Annotated in this window: 24 protein-coding genes; 12 read left to right on the forward strand and 12 right to left on the reverse strand. The window is 42.5% G+C overall.

Going from position 1 to position 24,023, the window contains the following annotated elements; genetic code table 11:
* Nucleotides 1-15: 15 nt before the first annotated feature.
* The 6 genes from Q91_RS02710 (at nucleotide 16) to trxC (ending at nucleotide 4,383) form a co-directional block, all read left to right on the forward strand.
* On the forward strand, nucleotides 16-951 hold the full coding sequence (locus tag Q91_RS02710) for a DMT family transporter (protein WP_015005348.1): 936 nt from the start codon (nucleotides 16-18) through the stop codon (nucleotides 949-951).
* Nucleotides 952-1,104: 153 nt separating this feature from the next.
* The gene (gene fabV / locus Q91_RS02715; protein ID WP_041230480.1) at nucleotides 1,105-2,304 is read left to right on the forward strand and encodes an enoyl-ACP reductase FabV; all 1,200 of its coding nucleotides are present in this window, start codon (nucleotides 1,105-1,107) and stop codon (nucleotides 2,302-2,304) included.
* A gap of 39 nt (nucleotides 2,305-2,343) precedes the next feature.
* Complete coding sequence (locus Q91_RS02720; protein WP_015005350.1) at nucleotides 2,344-3,138, forward strand: division plane positioning ATPase MipZ; 795 nt, start codon at nucleotides 2,344-2,346, stop codon at nucleotides 3,136-3,138.
* A complete protein-coding gene (locus tag Q91_RS02725; protein WP_015005351.1) occupies nucleotides 3,135-3,647 on the forward strand; it encodes a SprT-like domain-containing protein in 513 nt (170 codons plus the stop codon). Before Q91_RS02720 ends, Q91_RS02725 begins: the two co-directional genes overlap by 4 nt.
* The gene (locus tag Q91_RS02730) at nucleotides 3,644-3,886 is read left to right on the forward strand and encodes a GIY-YIG nuclease family protein (protein WP_015005352.1); all 243 of its coding nucleotides are present in this window, start codon (nucleotides 3,644-3,646) and stop codon (nucleotides 3,884-3,886) included. The genes Q91_RS02725 and Q91_RS02730 overlap by 4 nt, the downstream gene beginning before the upstream one ends.
* Before the next feature lie 59 nt (nucleotides 3,887-3,945).
* Nucleotides 3,946-4,383 carry a thioredoxin TrxC gene (gene trxC, locus Q91_RS02735; RefSeq protein ID WP_015005353.1) on the forward strand — a complete coding sequence of 146 codons (438 nt, stop codon included), beginning with the start codon at nucleotides 3,946-3,948 and terminating at the stop codon, nucleotides 4,381-4,383.
* 86 nt (nucleotides 4,384-4,469) lie between these two features.
* On the opposite strand, the gene hslO is transcribed toward trxC, so the two are convergent.
* Nucleotides 4,470-5,342 carry an Hsp33 family molecular chaperone HslO gene (gene hslO, locus Q91_RS02740; RefSeq protein WP_020932937.1) on the reverse strand — a complete coding sequence of 291 codons (873 nt, stop codon included), beginning with the start codon at nucleotides 5,340-5,342 and terminating at the stop codon, nucleotides 4,470-4,472.
* Nucleotides 5,343-5,461: 119 nt separating this feature from the next.
* Between hslO and msrA the strand changes: the two genes are divergently transcribed.
* Nucleotides 5,462-6,088 carry a peptide-methionine (S)-S-oxide reductase MsrA gene (gene msrA / locus Q91_RS02745; protein ID WP_015005355.1) on the forward strand — a complete coding sequence of 209 codons (627 nt, stop codon included), beginning with the start codon at nucleotides 5,462-5,464 and terminating at the stop codon, nucleotides 6,086-6,088.
* 10 nt (nucleotides 6,089-6,098) lie between these two features.
* On the opposite strand, the gene Q91_RS02750 is transcribed toward msrA, so the two are convergent.
* The 3 genes from Q91_RS02750 to Q91_RS02760 form a co-directional block, all read right to left on the reverse strand.
* Entirely contained in the window at nucleotides 6,099-7,436 is a 1,338-nt protein-coding gene (locus tag Q91_RS02750; RefSeq protein ID WP_015005356.1) for a diguanylate cyclase domain-containing protein, read from the reverse strand.
* 118 nt (nucleotides 7,437-7,554) lie between these two features.
* Entirely contained in the window at nucleotides 7,555-8,250 is a 696-nt protein-coding gene (gene ung / locus Q91_RS02755) for a uracil-DNA glycosylase (protein ID WP_015005357.1), read from the reverse strand.
* Between the two features lie 4 nt (nucleotides 8,251-8,254).
* Nucleotides 8,255-9,301, reverse strand: coding sequence for an ADP-ribosylglycohydrolase family protein (locus Q91_RS02760; RefSeq protein ID WP_015005358.1), 1,047 nt, complete (start codon nucleotides 9,299-9,301; stop codon nucleotides 8,255-8,257).
* Between the two features lie 96 nt (nucleotides 9,302-9,397).
* On the opposite strand from Q91_RS02760, the gene ttcA reads away from it, so the two are divergent.
* Nucleotides 9,398-10,261, forward strand: coding sequence for a tRNA 2-thiocytidine(32) synthetase TtcA (gene ttcA, locus Q91_RS02765; protein WP_015005359.1), 864 nt, complete (start codon nucleotides 9,398-9,400; stop codon nucleotides 10,259-10,261).
* Nucleotides 10,261-12,660, forward strand: coding sequence for a glycerol-3-phosphate 1-O-acyltransferase PlsB (plsB, locus tag Q91_RS02770; protein ID WP_015005360.1), 2,400 nt, complete (start codon nucleotides 10,261-10,263; stop codon nucleotides 12,658-12,660). Before ttcA ends, plsB begins: the two co-directional genes overlap by 1 nt.
* Nucleotides 12,661-12,666: 6 nt before the next feature.
* Here the strand turns inward: plsB and Q91_RS02775 are convergent, their stop codons facing one another.
* From Q91_RS02775 to Q91_RS02785, 3 genes are read right to left on the reverse strand one after another with little or no spacing between them, the layout of a single operon-like run.
* Entirely contained in the window at nucleotides 12,667-13,857 is a 1,191-nt protein-coding gene (locus Q91_RS02775) for a TraB/GumN family protein (RefSeq protein ID WP_015005361.1), read from the reverse strand.
* A gap of 23 nt (nucleotides 13,858-13,880) precedes the next feature.
* The gene (locus Q91_RS02780) at nucleotides 13,881-14,822 is read right to left on the reverse strand and encodes a DUF1853 family protein (protein ID WP_015005362.1); all 942 of its coding nucleotides are present in this window, start codon (nucleotides 14,820-14,822) and stop codon (nucleotides 13,881-13,883) included.
* A gap of 7 nt (nucleotides 14,823-14,829) precedes the next feature.
* The gene (locus tag Q91_RS02785) at nucleotides 14,830-15,339 is read right to left on the reverse strand and encodes a YecA family protein (protein WP_015005363.1); all 510 of its coding nucleotides are present in this window, start codon (nucleotides 15,337-15,339) and stop codon (nucleotides 14,830-14,832) included.
* Nucleotides 15,340-15,747: 408 nt separating this feature from the next.
* Between Q91_RS02785 and Q91_RS02790 the strand changes: the two genes are divergently transcribed.
* The gene (locus tag Q91_RS02790; RefSeq protein WP_015005364.1) at nucleotides 15,748-17,079 is read left to right on the forward strand and encodes a sodium:alanine symporter family protein; all 1,332 of its coding nucleotides are present in this window, start codon (nucleotides 15,748-15,750) and stop codon (nucleotides 17,077-17,079) included.
* 8 nt (nucleotides 17,080-17,087) lie between these two features.
* Here the strand turns inward: Q91_RS02790 and Q91_RS02795 are convergent, their stop codons facing one another.
* The 3 genes from Q91_RS02795 to Q91_RS02805 are packed head-to-tail and all read right to left on the reverse strand — an operon-like array spanning nucleotide 17,088 to nucleotide 18,231.
* Nucleotides 17,088-17,504 carry a DUF1249 domain-containing protein gene (locus Q91_RS02795; protein ID WP_015005365.1) on the reverse strand — a complete coding sequence of 139 codons (417 nt, stop codon included), beginning with the start codon at nucleotides 17,502-17,504 and terminating at the stop codon, nucleotides 17,088-17,090.
* Nucleotides 17,504-17,908 carry a 6-carboxytetrahydropterin synthase QueD gene (queD, locus tag Q91_RS02800; RefSeq protein WP_015005366.1) on the reverse strand — a complete coding sequence of 135 codons (405 nt, stop codon included), beginning with the start codon at nucleotides 17,906-17,908 and terminating at the stop codon, nucleotides 17,504-17,506. Before queD ends, Q91_RS02795 begins: the two co-directional genes overlap by 1 nt.
* 23 nt (nucleotides 17,909-17,931) lie before the next feature.
* Nucleotides 17,932-18,231 (reverse strand): PilZ domain-containing protein, encoded by a 300-nt coding sequence (locus Q91_RS02805; RefSeq protein ID WP_020161871.1) that lies wholly within the window; start codon nucleotides 18,229-18,231, stop codon nucleotides 17,932-17,934.
* Nucleotides 18,232-18,522: 291 nt separating this feature from the next.
* Here Q91_RS02805 and phbB point away from each other — a divergent pair, with 291 nt between their 5' ends.
* The gene (gene phbB / locus Q91_RS02810) at nucleotides 18,523-19,260 is read left to right on the forward strand and encodes an acetoacetyl-CoA reductase (RefSeq protein ID WP_015005368.1); all 738 of its coding nucleotides are present in this window, start codon (nucleotides 18,523-18,525) and stop codon (nucleotides 19,258-19,260) included.
* Nucleotides 19,261-19,327: 67 nt separating this feature from the next.
* A complete protein-coding gene (gene acs / locus Q91_RS02815) occupies nucleotides 19,328-21,268 on the forward strand; it encodes an acetate--CoA ligase (RefSeq protein WP_015005369.1) in 1,941 nt (646 codons plus the stop codon).
* Between the two features lie 73 nt (nucleotides 21,269-21,341).
* Here acs and Q91_RS02820 read toward each other — a convergent pair whose 3' ends face one another.
* Together Q91_RS02820 and ispB are read right to left on the reverse strand one after the other, a co-directional pair.
* Nucleotides 21,342-22,787 (reverse strand): glyceraldehyde-3-phosphate dehydrogenase, encoded by a 1,446-nt coding sequence (locus Q91_RS02820; protein WP_015005370.1) that lies wholly within the window; start codon nucleotides 22,785-22,787, stop codon nucleotides 21,342-21,344.
* Between the two features lie 130 nt (nucleotides 22,788-22,917).
* Complete coding sequence (gene ispB / locus Q91_RS02825) at nucleotides 22,918-23,922, reverse strand: octaprenyl diphosphate synthase (RefSeq protein ID WP_015005371.1); 1,005 nt, start codon at nucleotides 23,920-23,922, stop codon at nucleotides 22,918-22,920.
* Nucleotides 23,923-24,023 lie beyond the last annotated feature (101 nt).

Below are 24,023 nucleotides of genomic sequence, written 5' to 3' on the forward strand. Positions count from 1 at the left end.
AAAAGGTTATTTGCTTTGTCCAATGCTATAAAAGCCGACATTTTGTTGGTGCTGGTAACAATATTAGCGGCTATCAGTTGGATTTTTTCAAAAGAGGCCGTTTTGTTAATGCCTCCTCTTTTATTTATATGTTCGCGCTTTTTATTAGCTGGTTTGTTATTGCTGATAGTGGGTTTTAACCAATTGAGTGTCTTAAGTTGGAATCAGTACCGACAAGCTATTATCGTCGGGTTTATCTTTGCTTTAGGAATGTGTTTTTGGGTAATGGGGCTTCATTCAGGTGTTAGTTTGAGCGTAGCGAGCTTTATCACAAGTTCGGCGGTTATTTTTTCACCTATTATTTCAAAAATATTTTTTGCTGAGAAGGTGCCTTCTACTACATGGTATGCAATCCCCTTTGCCTTAGTGGGCCTAGCTTTCTTGTCCCTATCTGGAGAATTTGAGATACAAAAAGGGCAATTACTCTTTATTGTATCGGCGCTTTTTGTGGCCCTGTTTTTTGTATTGAATTCTCGAGCAGCTAATCATCGTGAAATAGTTGTATTAGGTGAGGTCACCCGGGTTAGTAAAAGAGTCCCAGCATTGCCATTAACAGCGATAGCCTTGGTAACTGTTGGTGTGTTAGTGGGTATGCTGTCCTTTATCACGGAGGGTTGGCTAGAGGCGGCAGAAGGGTTTTCAAGCACTTTGCTGGCTTGGGTATTGGCAAGCGCATTTATTGGCACGGCGCTACGTTTTTTTATGCAGACCCATGCGCAAAGCCTGTCAAGCAACAGTCATGGCGTGGTTATCATGATTGTGGAACCAATTTGGACAGCGCTTATGGCGGCCGCTTGGTTTGGAGAAAGCCTATCAGAAAAAGAGTTGATCGGTTGTGTATTAGTTTTTATCTCCATCATTATTATTCGTTGGACATTGATACAGAAATTGTTGAAACGTGCGTCAGCGTGAATAAGCTAGGTTCTGTTTTTGCTAAGCCGTTCTTTAGTCGTAGAAGGAATATAAAGTAGCTGATAGCAATATGAAGATGATTCATTGAGAGCTATAAAATATTACGTTATCCCTTTAAAATAACGGCTTTATTTTAATTAAATGGACAAGGGTATGATCATTAAACCAAAAACTCGTGGCTTTATCTGTACAACAGCACACCCCGTTGGTTGCGCTGAGAATGTCAACGCGCAAATTAAGCTGACACAACAACAAGGTCCGGTCAAAGATGGGCCTAAAAAAGTGCTGGTTATCGGGTCTTCAAGTGGTTATGGTCTGGCTTCTAGAATTACGGCAGCTTTTGGCTCGGGTGCTGCAACTATCGGTGTTTTTTTTGAAAAACCCGGTAGTGAGAAAAAGCCCGGCTCTGCAGGCTGGTATAACACGGCTGCATTTGATGCTGAAGCAAAAAAAGCAGGTTTGTATGCGAAGCATATTAATGGCGATGCTTTTTCAAATGAAGCGAAGCAAAAAACCATTGAGCTGATTAAAGAAGATTTAGGTGAGATAGACTTAGTTGTTTATTCACTGGCCTCTCCTGTTCGTAAAGTTCCGGGTACCGACCAACTGACGCGGTCGTGCTTAAAACCCATTGGTGAAACATATCGGTCAACCGCGATTGATACAAATAAAGATACTATCATTGAGGCAGAAGTTGAGCCTGCAACTGAGCAAGAAATCAAAGACACTGTGACTGTCATGGGTGGGGAAGACTGGGAGCTGTGGATGGATGCGCTGAGTCAAGCTGGCGTGCTCGCAAAAGGCTGTCAGTCGGTTGCTTATAGCTATATTGGAACTGCCATTACATGGCCCATTTATTGGGACGGAGCATTAGGTAAAGCTAAAATGGATTTGGACCGTGCAGCAAAAGCAATTGATGCGAAACTTAAACAGCTTAATGGTAGTGCGCATGTCGCCGTATTGAAATCGGTGGTAACGCAAGCCAGTTCTGCTATTCCAGTGATGCCGTTGTATATTTCAATGGTGTTTAAGGTGATGAAGGAAGCAGGTATTCATGAAGGTTGTATCGAACAAATAAACCGCCTTTTTAGAACGCAACTGTTTAATGCCGGAGCAGAAAAGAATTTAGATGATGCTAATCGCTTACGTTTAGATGATTGGGAGCTACGTGACGACATTCAACAACAATGTGTTGATATTTGGCCAACGGTAACAACAGAAAATTTATTTGAATTAACAGATTATGCGAGTTACAAAAAAGAATTTCTTAATCTATTTGGTTTTGAATTAGCAGCAGTTAATTACGATGAAGATGTCAATCCGCTAGTAGAGTTTGAATTAGAAACACTCTAGTTATTGTCTTACAGGATGCTTTGATTAGGCAAAAAATTTATGGATAAAAAAGACGCGCACATCATTGTAGTCGGTAATGAAAAAGGGGGGACAGGTAAGTCCACCCTTGCCATGCACATCATTGTTGGTTTACTCGATAAGGCTAAAAAAGTAGCGGTTATCGATTTAGATGCACGGCAAAAAAGTGTAGCGAGATATTTGCAAAACAGGCAAACGTTTATGGCAAATGGTGGAACCAAAGTTGCTATGCCAGCGTTTAAAGTAGTTGGTCAATCGACGGCTAGTTTAGTTAAAGACAGGGAAGTCGAAGATCAACAGAGTTTGCAAGAGGGGCTGGATGAATTCAAACGTGATGTCGATTTTATTGTTATTGATTGCCCAGGAAATGACACCTACTTGTCACGTTTGGCGCATGCCTTGGCAGACACCTTAGTTACGCCTTTGAATGATAGCTTTATAGACTTGGATTTATTGGGTGAGGTATCGGCGGATTCTTTTCAAGTTAAAAAACTTAGTTTTTATACGGAAATGGTTTGGGATAGCCGAAAGTTTCGCTCAGCGAGTGGTAAACCGCCGATGGATTGGGTGGTGGTTCGAACGAGACTGGCATCGCTAGATTCAAGAAATAACAAACGTGTACACAGTGCCTTGGAATCATTACAAAAGCGAATTATGTTTCGTTATGTGCCCGGCTTATATGAACGCGTTATTTATAAGGAACTGTTTCCAAATGGTCTGACGGTATTGGATCTCGAAAAGGTTAATAGTTTATCTCATGTCGCGGCAAGGCAAGAAGTTCGTTCGTTAGTTGATAGTCTTAACGTGGTGGAATGATCGCTCAGCTGACTGCAGAACAGGAGCAGCTGGTTATTGATGAAACCGCTCGATATATACAATTGGCGAACAGCTTATTGAGTACGGATTATCAAGTTATTCCAGTTAAATTTGATCTGACCGGTCACACGATTGGCATGTATAAAAGATCTCGTGAGCAAATATTAATCCGTTATAACGCGCTTATATTTTCAAAATATTTCAAACAAAATCTTCAGCAAACTGTGCCACATGAAGTTGCGCACTATATTATTGATAAACAGTTTAGTAAGAAAAAAGTGTTACCACATGGGCCAGAGTGGCGAGCTATGATGCAACAGTTTGGCGCTAAAGCGAGCCGAACAGCGCAATATGATTTGAGTGATATCCCTAAGCGACGATATTCAACAGTCCCTTATCGCTGCGATTGCCAAACGCATCAATTAGGTGTGCGTCGGCATAATAAAGTTGTTCAGCGCAAAACTAACTATTTTTGTCGCCAGTGTGGCGAGCTTCTTAAGGCTGTATGAGCTGGTTTGTCTACATTATTGAAGCCAGCGATAGTAGCTTGTATACAGGAATAACAACGGATTTAGACCGTCGTTTTCAGCAGCATGCGACGGGGCAAGGTGCGAAATATTTTAAAGGTCGCCGACCTGTTAAATTTGTCTATAGCGAGAAGGTGGATAATAGAAGCAGGGCTAGTATTCGAGAGGCAAGCATTAAAAAATTAACGAGGCTGCAAAAGCTGCAGTTAATCAAGCCTTGAATGATGCTGAGTTTGGCCCCATATTTTATTCTATTAAAAACTTTATTAACGCTTAGCCTATGACTGATTCAATAAAAGTAGTTTGCACATCCTGTGATGTGGTTAATAAGCTGCCGAGTGATAAATTAACTGCTGGTGGGCGTTGTGGTCAGTGTAAGAAAAAGTTATTTGCTGGCAAATATGTCACCCTAAAAGCTTCCAATGCGCAACGCCATTTTGAACAAAATGATCTTCCAGTTGTAATAGATTGCTGGGCAGGGTGGTGTGGTCCATGTCGGTCTTTTGCGCCGACATTTGATCAGGCAATAAAAAAGCTAGAACCCAAAGCGAGATTTGCTAAGTTGGATACAGAGCATGAGCAACGGTTAGCCGCTCGTTTTAATATTCGAAGTATTCCGACCTTATTAGTGATGAAAAATGGAAAAGAGCTTGCTAGGCAAGCAGGCGTCATGAATTTATCACAATTTGAGCAGTGGCTGAAACCTTATATTTCTTAGCGCGAGACTGGTAATTTATAGGGCGATTGAGCTCTTTTAGGGGGGCTTTGTTTGCTGTATTAGTTTAGCTCAGGTGAGTGCCAATGTTAATGGAGCACCGTTGGGCCACTGGTTTTGCCGGTGGAAAATAGCTGTTCGATATCAATGGCGTCAAAATGATAATGCTGATTGCAAAAATCACAGTGTGTGTCGACAGCACCTTTTTCTTCAAGTAATGAGACTAATTCTGCATGCCCGACTGTTAATAAGCCCGCTTCAATCTTTTCTCTAGAGCAACTGCATTTAAACTGTATCGCTTGTGGCTCGTAAAGTGTGACGCTTTCTTCGTGGAAAAGGCGGTGAATAATGTCCTCAGCTGTTAACTCAAGCAACTCATTGCTTGTGATGGTGTCTGCTAACATTTCTACGCGCTCCCAATCAACTTGTTCGCCGTTATGTGCGGGCAACTCTTGTAGCAAAAAGCCAACGGCTTTGTCGCCATTTACGGCAAACCATAGGCGTGTTTTAAGCTGCTCAGATTGCTTAAAGTAAGACTCTAGTGCATCGGATAGGGCGTTGCCTTCCAAATTAACAATTCCCTGATAAGGTTTGCCCATAGTTGGTTTAAGCGTAAGAACTAGTCGAGCATCAGCAAATAAGTCTGCCAGGTTTCCGGGCTTCACATCGCCATCCCAATGGGCTAAGCCGCGCACGTTTTGACGGTCACTTGCTTGAGCCACCAGCATGCTAATCGGTCCGTTCCCTTGAATCTGCAGAATTAATGAACCATCAAATTTCAATGTAGCAGATAAGAGCAGCGAGGCGGCAAGCGCTTGCCCTAATTGTTCAGCAACACTGGTAGGGTAGTTGTGTAAGGCTAATGCAGCTTGGAAACTGGTATCTAACGAGACAATTTCACCCCGTACGCCTAGTTCTTTAAAAAGAAATCGAAAGAGTTGGTCTTTATTTTCGTTTGACATAGTAGAGCTGCTCGCCTGTGCTGTTTTATCTAAAAATAGAGCCAACATTATATGACGGAATGCCCAATAACAGCGGCCAAGGCGTTATTTTCTTTATTGTATGAGGTAAGATATAAAACATGTTTGATAAAAAACTTATATTGCCTACAAAAGATCAAGCCTTGCCGGGTCGTACCGAATCGATGCCTGTGCCAAGGGAGCATTTTGTTTATTCTGGTCATGTTTTGGTCCCGCCTTTCCCTGATGGCCATAAAACAGCCTTGTTTGGTTTAGGCTGCTTTTGGGGCGCAGAACGTAAATTCTGGCAATTGGAGGGGGTATATTCAACAGCAGTCGGTTATGCAGGGGGCTACACCGCTAACCCAACATATGAAGAAGTATGTTCTGGGCAAACCGGCCATAATGAAGTTGTGTTAGTTGTGTATGACCCAACAGTTATTTCCTATGACAGTTTGCTAAAAGTATTTTGGCAGTCGCATGATCCGACGCAGGGGATGCGTCAAGGAAACGATAGAGGTACGCAATACCGCTCAGGTATTTATTATGCGACAAACGCAGAAGCGACATTGGCCAAGCAATCTAAAGAGTTATTTGAGCAGAAACTTAAAGCTGCTGGGTTAGGTGATATTACAACGGAAATTTTGCCAGAGCCTAGCTTTTATTATGCTGAGCATTATCATCAACAATATTTAGCGAAGAACCCGGGCGGTTACTGTGGCTTAGGTGGAACAGGCGTTACATTTTAAAATACATGCCTTAATAAATTCGATTTCTGCCTTGTTCCTTTGCTTTGTATACTGATTCGTCCGCCATTTTAATGAGGGTGTCGACTGTTTGCCCTGTGCTGGGAATGCAAGTACCTATGCCGATGCTAATGGTGACATAATCAGCGGCAGTGTTACCAGAATGCTCCCAATGTAAATCAAAAACGGCTTTGCGAACACGTTCGGCTATGACTTGAGCACCATTTTTGTCAGTGTTGGGCAAAATGATGGTGAATTCTTCACCGCCATAACGAGCAGATAGGTCAGAAGGGCGAAAACATTGGCCAGAAATAACCGAAGCGACGGCTTTTAAACAATTGTCTCCTGTTTGGTGACCATAGATATCATTAAATTGCTTGAAGTGGTCAATGTCTATAAACAATAGTGATATAGGTGTTTGATTTCGTTCTGCTAAATTCCAATCGCCTTGAAGCCTTTGATCAAATGATCGTCTATTGGCGAGCCCTGTTAGTCCATCATATTGAGCAAGGCGTTCGAGCTTTTCTTGTGCTAATTTTGCTTCTGTCATATTTCGAAGTGATTCAACGACAGCGACTAAATCGCCAGCCTCGTTGTATATTGGCGCTGCATCAATTGCTAGATAAAAATGCCCAGGGACTTTGGGTATCTGACACCAATTTTCAACTCTAAGCCGGTGTTCGTTAACCGCATCGTCGATTTGTAGAGAATAAAGCTCCGCGATTTTATCTGTATCATTCTTTAATAATAAGTCGGCTAAGCAATCTCGTTTTTCATCATAAAAAGCCTGCCAATGATTCTTTGTGCCGATCATGTTTTCAGCCTTACAATTAGTGAGTTGTTCGCAGGCTCTATTCCAAATTAAAACCTCTCCATCTGCATCTAAGGCAAAAGTAGGGGTGACATGATCTTGCATGAGTCGATTAAGGTTTTCTTGCGCAAGCTTTTGTTCGGTGATGTCTCTGATGGTCTCAACAACAGCAATCAGTTTGCCTTTTTCATTATAGATAGCGCCAGCATCAACGGCTAAATAGAAGTGGCCAGGAACATTAGGTATTTGACACCAATTCTGAGCATGGACGCCGAAGTGGTTGTTGTCTGAGTGATAAGAGTATAGGGCTTTGAGTTTATCGACGTTACCGTTGACCAGCAAGTCAGCTAAACAGTCTCTTTTATGATCATAAAAAGCTTGCCAATGGCGGTTAGTGCCGAGCACTTGGTCGGCTTTAACATTGGTTAAGCGTTCACAGGCTTTATTCCATATCAGCACTTTGCCATTAGCGTCGAGTACAAACGCGGGGGTTACCAATTGACTCATCAGTGGTTCAAGTAGCTGATCTTTGTTTAACATTTTTAATGCCTTATTGTTTTTCTTGAAAGTTAGAGAAGCATTAGCATTTTAAAAAATAAATACGCTTTTATAAATGCTAGCAGATAATGTTTTTTTGTTGATGGTTTGTGGATTGGTATTAACTAACAGGTGCCGCTAGTTTTGGCAATTCCCAATGAATAGGGGGGATATTATGTTGTTGGAGGTAATGGTTGGTTTGACTAAAGTGCCGACAACCTAAAAAACCACGGTGGGCTGATAATGGTGACGGGTGTGGGGCTTTTAAAACAAGGTGCTGCTGCTCATCGATGAAAGCCCCTTTTTTTTGTGCGTAATTGCCCCAAAGTAGAAACACAACGTGTTCGTTTTGTTCAGCAACCGTATGAATGATTTTGTCTGTAAATGTTTCCCAGCCTTTTCCTTGGTGAGCGTTAGGCTTGTCGTACTCAACGGTGAGGACACTATTTAGTAATAAAACACCTTGTTTTGCCCAGCTCTCTAAACAGCCATGTAAGGCATAAGGAATACCTAAGTCGGCGTGTAATTCCTTATAAATATTTAACAGTGATGGTGGTATTTTGACATCTGGCTGAACCGAAAAGCACAGACCGTGTGCTTGGTGCGGCTGATGATAGGGGTCTTGGCCCAAGATAACAACTTTTACGTCGTTTAAAGGGCAGGCCTCCAATGCGTGAAACCAGTTGGCAGAATGAGGGTAGATAGTTTTGCCATCGTTTTTTTCTATGCGCAGAAACTCCTTAAGGACTAGCATATACGGTTGGTTTAGCTCGTCATCTAAAAAAGGTTTCCAGCTAGGTGCATTAGTAAGTGCCATCGGTTTAGTGTATTAGGGCCGCTAATTTTTCTGCTCTATTAAGCAATTTGTCTGAGTCTTCCAGCCCATCAATAAAGCGTTTTGGAATATTTTGAATGCCTACCTGTGCCCCAACAAGGGCACCGGTTAACATGGCTCGCGCCATATTTTGCCCACCACCGTTTATGGCGTGTAAGACGGCACTTTCAAAATCATCTGAATAACGCGCAGCTAAGTAATAACAGGCTGGGAATTGATGGTAAACAGCACATGGCATACCATAGACAATAGAGACTTTCCATGCAGGTTGAATTAGGTTTTCGTGCGCAGCGCGAGCAATACTCGATGGGGTTAGTAAAGCATCTGGCGATGCAAACGTGCCAGCCCCCGACGGTTTGCTCCCCGGTATGCTCATTGCGTGAAAGGGAAGCTGGTGATCGGCAACTAATTGCATTAATTTACTAGATAAATCTTCATCTAGTGGGTGCCCTTGGACTAACATACCAAGGACAGCAGAATAAGCAACGGTCATGGCATTAATGGTTTCGTCACACTGGGTGAGCAGTGTATTGCTTGATACGTTACGAGCTAATTCTTGTGGTTTTGTTGCATAACGTACCGCTAAGGCCAAGACCCTTTCAGCGGCTTCAGTGTTATCGGTGAAGCCAGCTACTTCACCCCAAGGCTTATTATGTTGCGTGCGCAATACCCAAGCTTCACGGATGGATTGGCTAGTAAAACCACCGGGGCCGACATTGGCGGTTCCATCAAGTTGCGGAAACAATTCAGTATCTAGGCGTCGACAAAAATCTTCTTCGTTGTACCCTCCATTAGTGAGTATAGAGTCAATCTGCATATTCAAGATCAGCCCCGACTGTGATTGCTGGCCAGCTTTCATGCCGGCGTGATAACGGTCTGGTTGAGGATCTGTGTAGTCGTTTATCCAGTCGCCATAGAGTCGATATTGCTCATTAAGATCATAAAACCAATGCGGACCTAGACCTAAGGCATCGCCGATATATGCGCCCATAATGGCACCCATCGCACGATCTTGAAGATTAATAGTAGACATATATAAGACCTGTTGTTGTTTTTTATTGTTATAGCACTTTGCAAGCAGACATGCATCTACTTAAAGCGTGTGGATATTCTCTGTTAAAATGCGCAAATGAGCACACTAGATAAAACTAAAACACGCTATAACAAACTTCAAAAACGTTTGAGACGCGAAATGGGGCAAGCGATTGCCGATTATAATATGGTGGAAGACGGTGACCGGATTATGGTCTGTTTGTCCGGCGGTAAAGACTCTTATACGATGCTGGATATTCTGCTTAATTTGCGTAATAGTGCCCCCATTAATTTTGAAATATTGGCAGTTAATCTTGATCAAAAACAACCCGGTTTCCCCGAGCATGTTTTGCCTGAGTATTTACAATCGATAGGCGTGCCATACCATGTGATTGAACAAGATACGTATAGCGTTGTAACCCGTGTTATTCCCGAAGGTAAAACGACTTGTGGCTTATGTTCAAGAATGCGTAGAGGGGCCTTGTATGCGTACGCGGAAGATAATGGTTTTAATAAAATTGCCTTGGGACATCACCGTGATGACATTATTGAAACGTTTTTTCTGAATATGTTTTATGGTGGTCAATTAAAGGCAATGCCCGCAAAACTTAAAAGTGATAATGCTAAGCATATTGTTATTCGCCCCTTAGCTTACTCAAGAGAGAAGGATATCGCTGAGTTTGCCGAGCTTAAGGGCTACCCGATTATTCCGTGTAACTTATGTGGTTCACAAGAAAATTTACAGCGCGTACAAATGAAGAATATGTTGACTCAATGGGATAAAGATTTTCCTGGTAGAGTGGAAACTATTTTCAGTAGTATGAAAAATATAAAGCCTTCACAACTGTTGGATAGGCAGTTGTTTGACTTTGAAACCTTGTCGCAAACCACAGAAGCTAAAGTAACAAATGAGTTTCAACCGGTTATTTTTCCAGCCATGTCAGCAAGTAAACAATCGTGATGGGTCCTTTTTTGCTGCGTTGGTTGTTATCTTTTTGGGTTAAAGCAACAGTATTGCCGAAAGGTGAAAAATGGCTGGCATCACTTAAAAATCAAAAGGTTTGTTATGTCACCTTCAGTGATGCTTGTTCAAAACAAATTGTGCTGGAACAAACTTGTAAGAATCTGGGCCTGCCGCTGCCTTCCAATGGCATAGAAGTAGAGTCAGCGGTCGAGTCTGAGGCGCTATTTTCATTAGAAAGCCTAAAAGAACGTAAAGCAGATCCTGCACCAGCACGCTTGGCTAGATTAATCGATGCAGCACAATCCTCCGATGACGATATTTTAATCGTTCCGGTTTCCATTTTTTGGGGCCGTGGTCCTCGAAAATCAGATGGTTTTTGGAGCAGTTTATTTACCGATGAGGGGGTTAAATCTAATCTTCTTTCACGAGCGCTTTCAATATTATTCAATGGGCGTACTACGCTATTACGGTTTGGCGACCCGGTTTCGTTAAAGCAGCTTAATGCGGGGAAACCAAGTGTACCCTATACCACTAGAAAACTAACACGTGTGTTGCGGGTGCACTTTGCTAGAACGCGTCTAATCACGATTGGCCCTGACCAACTATCACCCAAGAAAATAGCGGAAGATTTACTGAAAACCCAAATTGTTCAGCAAGCTATACAGCGGGAAATAAAGCGCAAGAAGTTATCGAAAAATGAGGCAGAAAAACAAGCGAAAGCGTATGCCATTGAAATTGCTGCGGTGATTAATATTCGGGCGGCTATGGTGCTTGAAAAGGTACTAGGTTGGCTGTGGAATAAACTGTACGATGGTATTGTTTTGCACCATTTTGCCCGTGTTGAGCGATTGTCACGTAAACATCAGATCATTTACGTACCAAGCCATCAAAGTCATATGGATTATTTGGTCTTATCTTATACCTTGTATACCCGTGGTTTGGCCGTACCACATGTCGCGGCAGGTATTAACTTGAATATACCAATTGCTGGGCCATGGATTAGGCGTTGTGGTGCTTTTTTCTTGCGTAGAACGTTCAAAGGAAATGTTTTATATGGCTCGGTATTTGAGGCGTATATGGGGTATTTAGCTAATCGTGGTACGGCGGTTGAGTATTTTGTCGAAGGGGGACGCAGCCGAACGGGGCGTAAACTCAAAGCAAAACCAGGCTTGTTAGCGATGAGTGTTCGAAGTTACCTTAGAGATCATAAACGGTCGGTTGTCTTTATTCCGGTTAATTTTGCGTATGAAAAACTGGTTGAAGGTGAAACATATGTTAATGAATTAAGCGGCAAGCCGAAAAAGTCTGAATCAGTTATGGGGGTATTACGTTCATTTAAAGCCTTAAAAGATCACTTTGGCCAAGTACATGTAAATTTTGGTTCGCCTATTTATTTAGATAAATTAATTGAAGCGGAACGGCCGCAGTGGCGTCGAGAGGATTGTGCTGATAATAAAGAACTGGTTAATGCAGTTGTCAGTAAATTAGGTACACAGATTATGTCTGGTATTAATGAAGCAACGCATGTTAATTGCGTAGGCTTATTGGCGATGGCCTTGTTAAACACGCCAGAGCAGTCGATGAGTGAAGCGGACTTAATGACACAATTGGATTTATACTTGGCTTTACTTGACGCAGCGCCCTATTCAAAAGACGTCACACGTATTGAATTAAACGCCAAAGAAATTATTGCCTATGGTGAAGAGTTTGGCATTGTTAAAAGAGGTGTTGGCGAGTCAGGTGAACGCTTGTATGTAGAAGGTAGCGATGCTGTTTTGATGACATATTTTAGAAACAATATCGTGCACTTATTTGTTCTACCTTCCTTTGTTGCTTGTTGCTTCTTAAGCCATCAGTCGTTAAAAAAGAAACAAGTTGTTCATTGGTTTAGGTTGGTGTATCCCTTCTTGAAAGATGAGCTTTCTATGCATTGGACTAATAGACAAATTACGTACACAGCAAATAAGGTGATTGCTTGTTTGGTTGACCAAGGCTTAATCAACCAATCGGCGGACACATTTTCGGTGAATAAAAGTCATCACCAAACAATCGGCTTTTTATCACGTGGGGTGCTATTGAGTTTGGAGCGTTTCTATTTAACGGTGTTATTGTTGAAGAAGAATGGGGTAGGCCACTTTACGCGTTTTGAGCTTGAAAAAACCTGTGGCGAAACAGCACAAAGGCTTTCTGAACTTAATGGCCTAAATTCCCCAGAGTTTTTCGATAAAGTGTTATTTAAAGGCTTTATTGAAATGCTTTATAACCAAGGTATTATTTGGCTGAACGATAACCGAAAGTTAATGTACGGTGAGGTGCTTGATTCAATTGTTGACGATGCCGGTTTGGTAATGAGTCAGCAAGTGCGTAAAAATGTTCACGGTTTAGTCGAAGCATAATTTAACTTAACTGAGCTGCTCGAAAATTCTGAACCCCGCAATATAGGTGCCCGCTGCAGAGCCAATGGTGCTGAATAAAAACACTAGCAGGGTACGAGAAACACGGTTTTTCCACCAACCACGAATAGTCACTGTATCTGACTTTAGCGTAGAGAAATCTCCAACACGAGGTTTTCTTAGCCAGGCTTCGGTGGCAGCCGTTACCATGCCAGCCCCAACGGTCGGATTAAGTGATGTGAGTGGCGCCGCCAAAAAAGCGGTGATAATAGTGATAGGGTGTGCACCCGCTAATATGACTCCAAGGGCGGACAAGCCACCATTAATAACAACCCATTCGATAACTAGTTGCCAACCAAGCTCGGGTGCTCGATTAAAGCCGATACCAAAACCAATAAAAATTAAAGCAACAATCAGCCAAGGAATCAACTTAGGCCAGCGGCTAGCAGCAGGAATACTTTCAAGCTCTTCAATGCTTTTGGTGTTTTGGAGCTGAGACTCAAGGTAGCCTTTGATGCCCTTTAAATGCCCAGCACCAATAACGGCGAGAATAGTTTTATATTGACCAGAATGGGCATCATTGAATAAACGATGGGCCATGTACTGGTCACGTTCATTAACCAGTGGCATATAAATTTCGTTTGATGATTCGGCAAATTGTGAAAAGGTTGCCTCTAAAACATCCCCTTCTTTCAATTTTTCTATGTCTTCCTCGCTGACTTTTTCTGAAAACATAAGGCTTGCAAAGAGACCAGAAAATAGCTCCATGCGTTTCCACCAAGGGACATTTCGATAGACGCGTTTTAAGGTGATGCCAACGTCACGATCAATTAGTAAAACAGGTTTGTGTGATTGTTGTGCCAGTTCAGCGGCCATTTTCATTTCAGCACCAGGTTCAATACCCATTTCATCAGCCATTTTTTGCTGGAAAGCACCTAATGCCAAGCTGGCAGCGACCATTGCAGCTTTACCACTTTTGATCACATTAAATAAATCCATCTGAGCCAGGTTGTCAGGGTCAATCAGTGCATTGTAGCGACTAGGGCAAAGCTCTATTGCAACAGCCTCATAATGGTCTGATGAAAGTAGGCTGTGTACTGCGTCAGCACTGGCTTTAGATACATGAGCGGTGCCGAGCAACGTGACTTCACAGCCGTTAATATTAATTGTTTCTATCGGTTGGTCTGAGAGGTTATTCAAAGAAAGTCTCTGTTGATTTAAAGTTAATAAGAATTTGTATTATCGTTGAAATTGGATTCTTTCGCCCAGTCTTTTGCGACTAAAAAAATACGTTTAATTTCATGCCCTTTTGATGTCTCGGGTAAAAAACCAGCCAAGCATAATGGTGATGCTTGTGAGCGATCTAAAAAATACTGAGCGATGCTGTCCGTGTCGAGGTAGCTATTATCAGGGCAGTACAATTGAGAGGCCATCCATTGGTCTTTCTTTAAGACTTGCCATTGATATCTAGATGATTGGAAGTGCTTTACAAAGTGCTCTAAACGTGCCCATTGTGAGTGTTGATGGTCGCTTGCAACAAGTGAAGGGTGTGCGGGCTCAGTAGATTGTATGGGGTGAAACAAGCGTCCCTTCATTAGACCAATATGTTCGTCTATGGTAAGGCCTAGTTGCTGAAGTTGTTGCTTTGCTGCGGGATGTTCAGATAATTTGCTTTGTCGTGATTGCATGGAGTCGTACTTGAGGTCTAAACGGTCTTTTAACATAGGCCCCACCCATGATTGAGTAAAAGCGGTATCGTTTATACCTAGGTAAAATTTACACGCGACTTCCCAGTGTTGGACTTTATCTCTTGCATGATCCTTGATAATGAAATCAAACTCGCCAATGGTCTTGTTGGTATCTTGTATTTGAAGGTTCTGGGCTAATATTTCGTAGCGATGGCTATGATTAAACCAGTAAGTCAACAATGTTTCAAAACGGTGGCCTAATCGATAATCCTTTTGCTTGGCTAATAACTCAACCAGTTCGGCGGGGTTTGCATCCAATTTTTTAAGTGGGGCTTTAAAGGCCTGATAGGCTTGCTGCCAATCGCTTGACTCGGTCCAATACTGGTGCTGCTTGAGTCCTTGAATAATAGGCGGATTGACGATGACCCAAGCGAGGTCTCTTACCAGTGCATGTTGTAAAAAAGTATCAGTGTGCAAAGTCGCGTTATGTACCTTCTGGGCTATTAAATAAAAGGTATAAATCAATCACACAATCAGGGATTTTTTCAGCCATATCGTCGAGTAGATCGTCATTTTGGGTGATCTCATCTATTTCATCATCGAGTAACTCAGAGCACGCTAGAATCGGTAGCGTGAGTTCGGCAACGTCTTCTGGCTGAGAGTTAAACCACAGATCCTCATGCATAAAGACACCCTGCATAAAACCAGACGACCATAGGGTGAGAAAGTCTTCATCAGGTTCTTCAGACTCGCCAATCATCGTTGGAAACTCACCATTTAATAAGGCTTGTTCAATATTTTTTTGTAAATCAAAAATGGCTTTTTCAATAGAGGCGTTGGCGTCATTATCTGCCAATATTTCGGATAGAATTTGTTGCTGTGACAAGCTGCCAGGTTGTACAACTAGGCTGGTTAAAAAACCATGCATTTCAAAGAAGTACATGGCTTCGTCACTCAGTTTTTCAGAGTTAAAGAATGTGTTTAAAAGGTCCATAGCGACTAATAATGATAATTTGAGAAAATTCTATTTTTTATAATGTGCCAGCACAGAGGTGTATCTCGTAGAGCTGTCAACAGCCGCAAATAACGAGAGGCTAGTTTTTCTGTTTTGCAAATTTAAGACGTATACTAGCGATTTTCTGTGTTAACGATCACATTATGCTACATATTGAGTGCTAGCGCATGGGCAGATATGAGTATCTTCATTCTGTAGAGCGTTGACTAAGTGAAGGGCGTTTGAAAGGGTACAAGGCCATTAAGATAAGTTGAGCTGAGTAAATGAGGCTGGCCGAGCTTTAATATGCACTGGCTACTTTAAATGCAGTTAAACTTAAGCTAGTCGAGTGTTTATACTTAATTGGCTGGTAGTTCATATAACACAACTAATTCTAAAATAAAACGTATGGAAACATTAACGCAGTTACTGAGCTCTATGAGTAGTTTTGTCTGGGGACCGGTGATTTTAGCTTTATTGCTAGGAACGGGGCTTTATTTAATGCTGGGCTTGCTCTTTTTGCCGATTCGCCAATTGCCGGCTGCCTTTTCATTACTGTGGCGAGGCCGTGTTAGTAATCAGTCTGAAGCAGGAGAGATCAGCCCGTTTAATGCCTTGATGACCTCATTAGCGGCCACTATAGGAACTGGAAATATTGCTGGGGTGGCAACAGCGATTTTTTTAGGTGGTCCAGGCGCAGTTTTTTGGATGTGGTTAACAGCTTTGGTAGGAATGGCGACTAAATACGCTGAAGCAGTACTTGCGGTTAAATACCGGGAAGTGGATGAGCGCGGTGCCTATGTTGGTGGTCCGATGTATTACATCAAGAATGGTTTGGCTGAACAATGGCACTGGTTAGGCTTTCTGTTCTCTTTATTGGGTGCCGTGGCTGCGTTTGGCATTGGTAATACTATTCAAGCAAACTCAGTAGCCGATGCATTAAGTAGTACATTAGGGGTGCCGGCTTGGCAAACTGGTTTGGTGATGGGGGTTGTTGTTTATATTGTTTTGGTTGGCGGTATTAAACGTATTGGTCATGTGGCCTCTAAACTGGTGCCGATGATGGGCATCGCTTACCTAACGGCCGCGGGTATTATTATTATTCAACACCTCGACGCAGTGCCAAAAGCACTTCAGCTGATCGTTAATGATGCTTTTACAGGTACGGCAGCCGTGGGTGGCTTTGCAGGTGCGGGGCTAATGGCGGCTATTCGGTTTGGTGTTGCAAGGGGTGTTTTTTCCAATGAAGCTGGCCTTGGAACAGCACCTATTGCTCATGCGGCAGCACAAACTAATAACCCGGTACGGCAAGGCAAAATTGCTATGCTGGGTACCTTTATTGATACCATTATTATTTGCACAATGACCGCCCTAGTGATTATTTTAACGGGTAGTTGGAGTAGTGGTGAAACCGGCGCATCGTTGTCTGCCTATGCATTTAAAATGGGGCTTCCCGGCTATGGAGAGTATGTTGTGAGTTTTGGTTTAGCCGTTTTTGCTCTGACAACCCTGTTAGGGTGGAGCTATTACGGTGAACGATGTGCGGAATATATTTTAGGTGTGGCTGTTATTCCTTGGTATAGAATTGCATGGGTGTTGGCGATACCACTTGGTGCAGTAATGGAGTTAGATTTTCTTTGGTTGCTGGCCGATGTGTTAAACGGCTTGATGGCTATTCCAAACTTAATAGCTTTATTGCTGTTGAGCCCGGTTGTATTTAAGCTTAGCAGGAAACCCTAGCGGTTTGTTTACGCGTTAATGGTTTGTTGGCGGGAGTGTTCGTCAGCAAAGGATAATAAAAACGTTAGCCATTTTTCAAAGAAATAATTTATAGCCCATTTGTTATTTAATATCTCTTTTGGTGACAGGTTTTGTTGTTGACCAGAGCTTACGTGTTCATCGATATGAATGACTTCGACTGATTTTGTGTCTAAATAAACACGGCATTTAAACCGCGATTTAGTTGCTTCCTTACTTGTGTGGGCATGCTGAAAATACACAGTATAAGTAAAAGGGCCGGTTGCGATCACCTGTGAATCAACAGCGATACTGTTGAAATCACCTTCGGTTATTTTGGGTATTAAGCGTGATAATCGGGTGTAATTTTCTTCACAAAGGACTTGTAAACAAAAAGACTTATTAATCGGCCGAACAAGGTTTAGCATTAAGCTGGTGAGTAGCTGGCACTGGAACTATCGGTTTCCCAAACAGATACCTTGGTGACTGGAAATCCGCCTTTAGAAACGTAGTTATAGATAAGTTTTGCAAGAAACTCTGCTGTAGGGTGCTCATCTACTACCATTAACCTTTCTCCTGCTTCTTGAAGAAGAGGCAGAACAGGGTCATTTTTATGCAAAAGCATATTGTGATCCAGCGTTTCATTAATCCATTGGCCGGCGAATTGTTTGATGTCGGCGAAATCACAAACCATGCCTTGCTCATTGAGCTGTTCTGACTCGAGTGTAATCTCTACACGCGCAGAGTGACCATGTAAGTGGCGACACTTGCCTGGGTGGTTCATCAATCGATGGCCATAACAGAAACTTAAATTTTTGGTAATACGGTACACATTTAATCCTGTGGAGTTGACTATTAAACGCCTTTAATGCCTTCGATGGTGGCCGCTATCTCATAGAGGTTATCCTCAATCGGCGTAACACGATTGATTTCAACGATAGCATTTAATGGGGGGGTGTTTGGGTTAACAGATTGGACCGAAATCTCAAGGGAGCAACCTTGGGTTAACTTTTCATGGGTTTTAAACAGAATGCCGGCAGCACTTAAGTTGAGACTGGTAGCAGTGCCCTTAGCTCCGGTGCTGGGGTGAGTAAATACCATATTGCACTCGGTGGTTGAGCGGCTGAATTTTCGATGATCAGTTGATTCGGGCATATATAAAATGTCTGTCGAATGAGCAAAAGCTATTTGATCAATTCTAGCTTAAAAATTAAAGAATTATTAGTGAATTGATGAAAACAAGGTTCATTTTACATGGCTTTGAAAATGCATGGGAACTAGCGCTTCCTCAGGGGCTATTTCTCTTGTAAATAAACGATTATTTTGGCAGTATCAAGTAAGTTATATTTAAATGGCTAGGGCATCAAGGCTCAATAAAGGGCTTCATGGAGTAGGGTTACGTTATTTTATTTAAAATTCAACATACAATCTCAAAGAGGAAATCAAATGAGTCAACGAGTTGCATTGGTTACAGGCGGTACAGGAGGTATTGGTGAAGCAGTATGTCAACGGTTTGTAAAAGATGGTTATAAGGTGGTGGCAGCGTACAATAACAGGGAAAAAGCACAGGCTTGGCAGTTGGCTCAAAAAGAAGCCGGCTTTGATATTGAAATTGTTCATTGTCCCGTGACTGATTTTGAAGCATGTGGTGACGCCATCCAATGGGTTGAAAATAATGTCGGCCCTATTGATATTTTAGTTAATAATGCCGGCATTACTAAGGATGGCATGTTTAAAAAAATGCCTAGAGAAAACTGGGATGCAGTGATTGATACTGATTTGAATAGTGTATTCAATATGACACGTCAAGTTTTTGAAGGGATGGTCGAACGTGGTTTTGGTCGTATAATTAATGTGTCCTCGGTAAATGGTCAGTTGGGTCAAATAGGCCAAGTGAATTACTCAGCGGCTAAGGCTGGGGTGCATGGCTTCACTAAAGCGTTAGCACGTGAAACAGCGCGTAAAGGCGTTACTGTTAATACTATTTCACCAGGGTATGTGGCAACGCCAATGGTGATGGCCATTGATGAGGAAGTACGTAAGATGATTGAGAGTAATATCCCGACTGGCCGTTTATGTCAGCCGGAAGAGGTCGCACATGGAGTATCCTTTTTGGCTAGTGACTTAGCGGCTTATACAACAGGTTCAGACTTGAGCATGAATGGTGGTTTATTTATGCATTAAACGATTAGATAAAGTCACTTTTAGATGGCTTTTATTTATTTAGATTAGACAAATTAGAGGAGAAGGAATGTCGGACGTTCATATACACAAAGTACCCAAAGCGGTAGCTGATCATGCGCATATTAATAAGGAAGTATATGAAGCTGAGTATCAACGCTCAATTGAAGATACTAAGGGTTTTTGGGATGAAAAAGCGAGAGAGTTTTTAACTTGGTCAAAGCCATGGGATGTAACAGTAGAGCATGATTTTCCAAAAGGTGAGGTTAAATGGTTTACTGGAGGCAAGCTCAATGTAAGTGTTAATTGCTTGGATCGGCATCTTGAAACGCGTGGCGATCAGCCAGCTATTATTTGGGAAAGTGATGATCCGGCAGTCGATAAAACATATACTTATAAAGAGCTTCATGCGGAGGTGTGTCGCTTTGCTAATGGTTTAAAAGCCGAGGGTGTAAAAAAAGGTGACCGTGTTTGTATTTATATGCCAATGGTTGCTGAAGCTGCCATTGCAATGCTTGCGTGCGCAAGAATTGGTGCGGTTCATCTAGTTGTTTTTGGTGGTTTTTCCCCTGATGCGTTAAAAGATAGGCTTCTTGATTCAGAAGCGGCGGTAATTATTGTCGCCGATGAAAGTGTTCGTGGAGGTAAAGCAGTACCGTTAAAGGCTAATGCGGATCAAGCCTTAAAAAGTTGCCCTTCAGTAAAATCAGTGGTGGTGGTTCAACGTACAGGTGGCAGTATAGATTGGACAGATGGTCGAGATGTTTGGTATCACGATTTACTTGAGAATGCGTCAGATGATTGCCCAGCTGAAGAAATGGACTCTGAAGATCCCTTGTTTATCCTTTATACATCGGGCTCAACAGGCAAACCAAAAGGTGTTTTACATACGACGGGTGGCTATTTGCTACATGCTGCGGTGTCGCACAAATATGTTTTTGACTATCACGATGGGGATGTTTACTGGTGTACAGCGGATGTAGGCTGGGTAACGGGGCATACATACATTGTTTATGGGCCATTAGCGAATGGTGCGCAAACGTTGATGTTTGAAGGCGTGCCAACTTATCCTGATGCTTCGCGCTTTTGGAAAGTGGTGGAAAAGCATAAAGTTAATATTTTTTACACGGCACCTACGGCTATTCGTGCCTTGATGGCTAAAGGTGATGATTATGTAAAGACTTGCGACTTAAGTAGTCTAAGAGTTCTGGGTAGTGTGGGTGAGCCGATTAACCCAGAAGCTTGGGAGTGGTATCACAAGGTGATTGGCGGTGGTCGTTGCCCGATTGTGGATACTTGGTGGCAAACAGAAACGGGCGGGATTTTAATGACACCCCTTCCGGGAGCGACTGACCTGAAAGCCGGTTCGGCGATGCAGCCTTTCTTTGGTATAGAGTTTGGTTTGGTAGATAACGAAGGTAATGAAGTAACGGGAAATCCTGCCGAAGGGATTTTAGTGATTAAAAAACCATGGCCTGGGATGTTTAGAACATTGTTTGGTGATCATCAGCGTTATATTGATGCTTATTTTGCGAATTATCCTGGGATGTATTTTCCTGGTGATGGTGCACGACGAGATAAAGATGGAGATTATTGGATTACCGGTAGGGTTGATGATGTGATTAATGTGTCTGGTCACAGGATGGGTACCGCAGAAGTTGAGAGCGCCTTAGTGCTTCATCCAGCAGTGGCTGAGGCGGCGGTTATTGGTTATCCTCATGATATAAAGGGGCAAGGTATTTATACTTTTGTGACCTTGATGGATGGGGTCGAAGCAACGGATGAATTACGTCAAGAGTTAGTGAACCATGTGCGTAAAGAGATAGGGCCAATAGCCTCGCCTGATGTTATTCAATGGGCGCCAGGCTTACCTAAAACACGCTCAGGTAAAATTATGCGTAGAATTTTACGTAAAATTTCTGAAAACTTGATTGATGAATTAGGCGATACATCGACCTTGGCTGATCCATCAGTCGTCGATGACCTTATCGCGAATCGCCCTAGTCAATAATCGGTATTTCTAGGTATAAAAAAGCCCGCTAAAATGCGGGCTTTTTTATACGATATGGTTAAAAGCGACTTACTTAGTGTGGCAATGATGGAAAGTCTAAGCCAACCATTTTTTGCATCACGCGAACCACTTGGCAGCTATAACCAAACTCATTGTCATACCAAAGGTAAAGAACGCAGGAATCACCTGTGGCAATGGTTGCTTTTGAGTCAATGGTGCAGGCTTTTCGAGCGCCCACTAAATCAGTTGAAACGACTTCAGTAGACGTAGTGAAATCAATTTGCTCGCGCATAGGCGAGTGAAGAGCCGTTTCACGTAGGAAGTTATTTAGTGTCCGTTTATCGGTTTCCTTTTCTAAATTAAGATTCAAAATAGCCATAGAAACGTTGGGTGTTGGGACACGAATCGCATTACCGGTTAATTTGCCTTCAAGTTCAGGCAATGCTTTTGAAACAGCCTTGGCGGCACCTGTTTCAGTTAGCACCATATTTAAGGCGGCAGCACGCCCACGTCTTTCACCTTTATGATAATTGTCGATTAAATTTTGATCGTTGGTGTACGAATGAACCGTTTCAACATGGCCTTTAATAATGCCAAACTCATCATTGATTGCCTTCAAGGTAGGTGTGATAGCATTAGTGGTACAGCTGGCCGCAGAAATAATTTTGTCTTCTGGCTTGATGTCAGTTGTATTGACACCAAAAACAATGTTCTTAACGTCTTTACCGGGAGCGGTTAATAGCACTTTACTAGCGCCTTTTGATAAGAAGTGTTCACTCAGTTCTGCTTCATCGCGACGAATGCCCGTGTTGTCGACAATCAGCGCATCATTGATGCCATATTGAGTGTAATCGATTTCTTTTGGATGGCTCGCATAGATGACTTGAATTAAATTACCATTGGCCATGATGGTGTTTTTTTCTTCATCGACCTTAATGGTGCCTTTGAACGAGCCATGTACAGAATCACGGCGCAACAAGCTGGCGCGTTTTTGTAAATCATTGTCGCCGCCTTTGCGAACAACAATGGCACGTAGGCGCATTTTATTTCCAGAGCCGGTGCGTTCTATAAGTAGGCGTGCTAACAAGCGACCGATGCGACCGAAGCCGTACAAAACCACGTCTCTTGGTTCAGAGGTGGATTGTTCGTGGACCTGACGGATGCCTTCGCCTAGTTTTTCAGCAAGGAAGTCCTCAATGCCTAATCCACTAGTGTCGTTATTAAATTGAACCGCTAACAGTCCTAGGTCAATACGGACAGGTCCTAATTTCATTTTTTCTAATGCGGTTAGTACTTTGAAGCTATCGTGGATGGAGAGCTCCACTTTTTCAAATTGGCGAACATAACGGTGCAATTTAAGTAGGGTGACCGGTGAAGCGTTAATGAGCGTTCTTCCGTAAATCTTAAGAACGACGCCATTGGCACGGTACATCTTACCGATGATAGGGATCATGCTTTCAGCAATTTCTTGGCGGCTTTCCCACTCAGCTAAATATTGATCGTGTTGCTCTACACTCATATAAAAGATACCTGTATTTTTTTTAGGGTTGAAAGGAAATTATATCAAATATTAATGGCTAATAGTGCGGTGCAACTGGCGTTGCGATATTTTAGATTGTCGTTTTAAATTAACCTCAGCGCGTCTACTGCTAGTAGGAGCGTTGAATAGAAAATAGGGCCAGTTGCTCCATCGCGAGTTTGTAGTCGTTATCAGCAATATCGCGTAATGCATCAATAGCTTTTTGTGCCTCTTTGTCTGCGAACTCGGCAGTGTAGGCTAACGACCCTGTAGATTTTATAATCGAGAGGATATCCATATGAGCGGTGCGATTACCTTCTTTAATTGTTTTCTTAATAAAGTCGGCTTGTTCTTTTGTTCCAGTCGCCATGGCATGGATTAACGGTAATGTTGGTTTGCCTTCGGCTAAATCATCACCCAGGTTTTTACCCAGTTTCTCTGCGTCGGCAGTGTAATCGAGCATGTCATCCATAATTTGAAAAGCGTTGCCCAAATGAAGGCCATATGCCGATAACGCTTTTTCAGTGTCCTCACCTTTGTTTGCAAGTACAGCACCTAGTTGAGTGCTGGCTTGAAAAAGTTTGGCGGTTTTTCTTCTAATAACTTCAAGGTATTGAAGCTCATTTGTATCGGGGTTGTTAATATTAAGTAATTGTAAAACTTCACCTTCGGCAATGGCATTGGTGGCGTGAGATAAAATATCCATAACGCGCATGTTACTGACACTGACCATCATTTCGAATGAGCGTGAATGTAAAAAATCACCAACTAGAACACTGGCTGCATTACCCCAAATAGCATTGGCGGTATCGTCACCACGGCGTTTATCCGATTCATCAACGACATCGTCATGCAAGAGGGTGGCGGTGTGAATAAACTCAATAACGGCGGCCAGTATAATATGATCTTTCCCTTCGTAACCTAACGCACAAGCTGATAGTGCAACGAGCATGGGTCTTAAACGTTTGCCGCCACTATTAACAATATGAAAACCAATTTGATTGATCAGAACAACATCCGAGTTTAGTTCTTGCAAAATTTGCTTGTCGACTTGATTCATGGCTGGGGCCATGAGCTGTTGAATTGCTTTAAAGTCTATTTTAGGCGTTGCTGAGGATGCGTTTGTGCTGCTCATTTTTGAGAATTAAGGTAAGGTAATTTAAATCAATAGCGTATAATACCAAGTATTGACGCTTAAAAGCAGATAAGAAAATGCTTTTCCTTGTTTATTTGGGA

It is taken from the genome of Cycloclasticus sp. P1, assembly GCF_000299965.1.
In the GTDB taxonomy this organism is placed as follows: domain Bacteria; phylum Pseudomonadota; class Gammaproteobacteria; order Methylococcales; family Cycloclasticaceae; genus Cycloclasticus; species Cycloclasticus pugetii.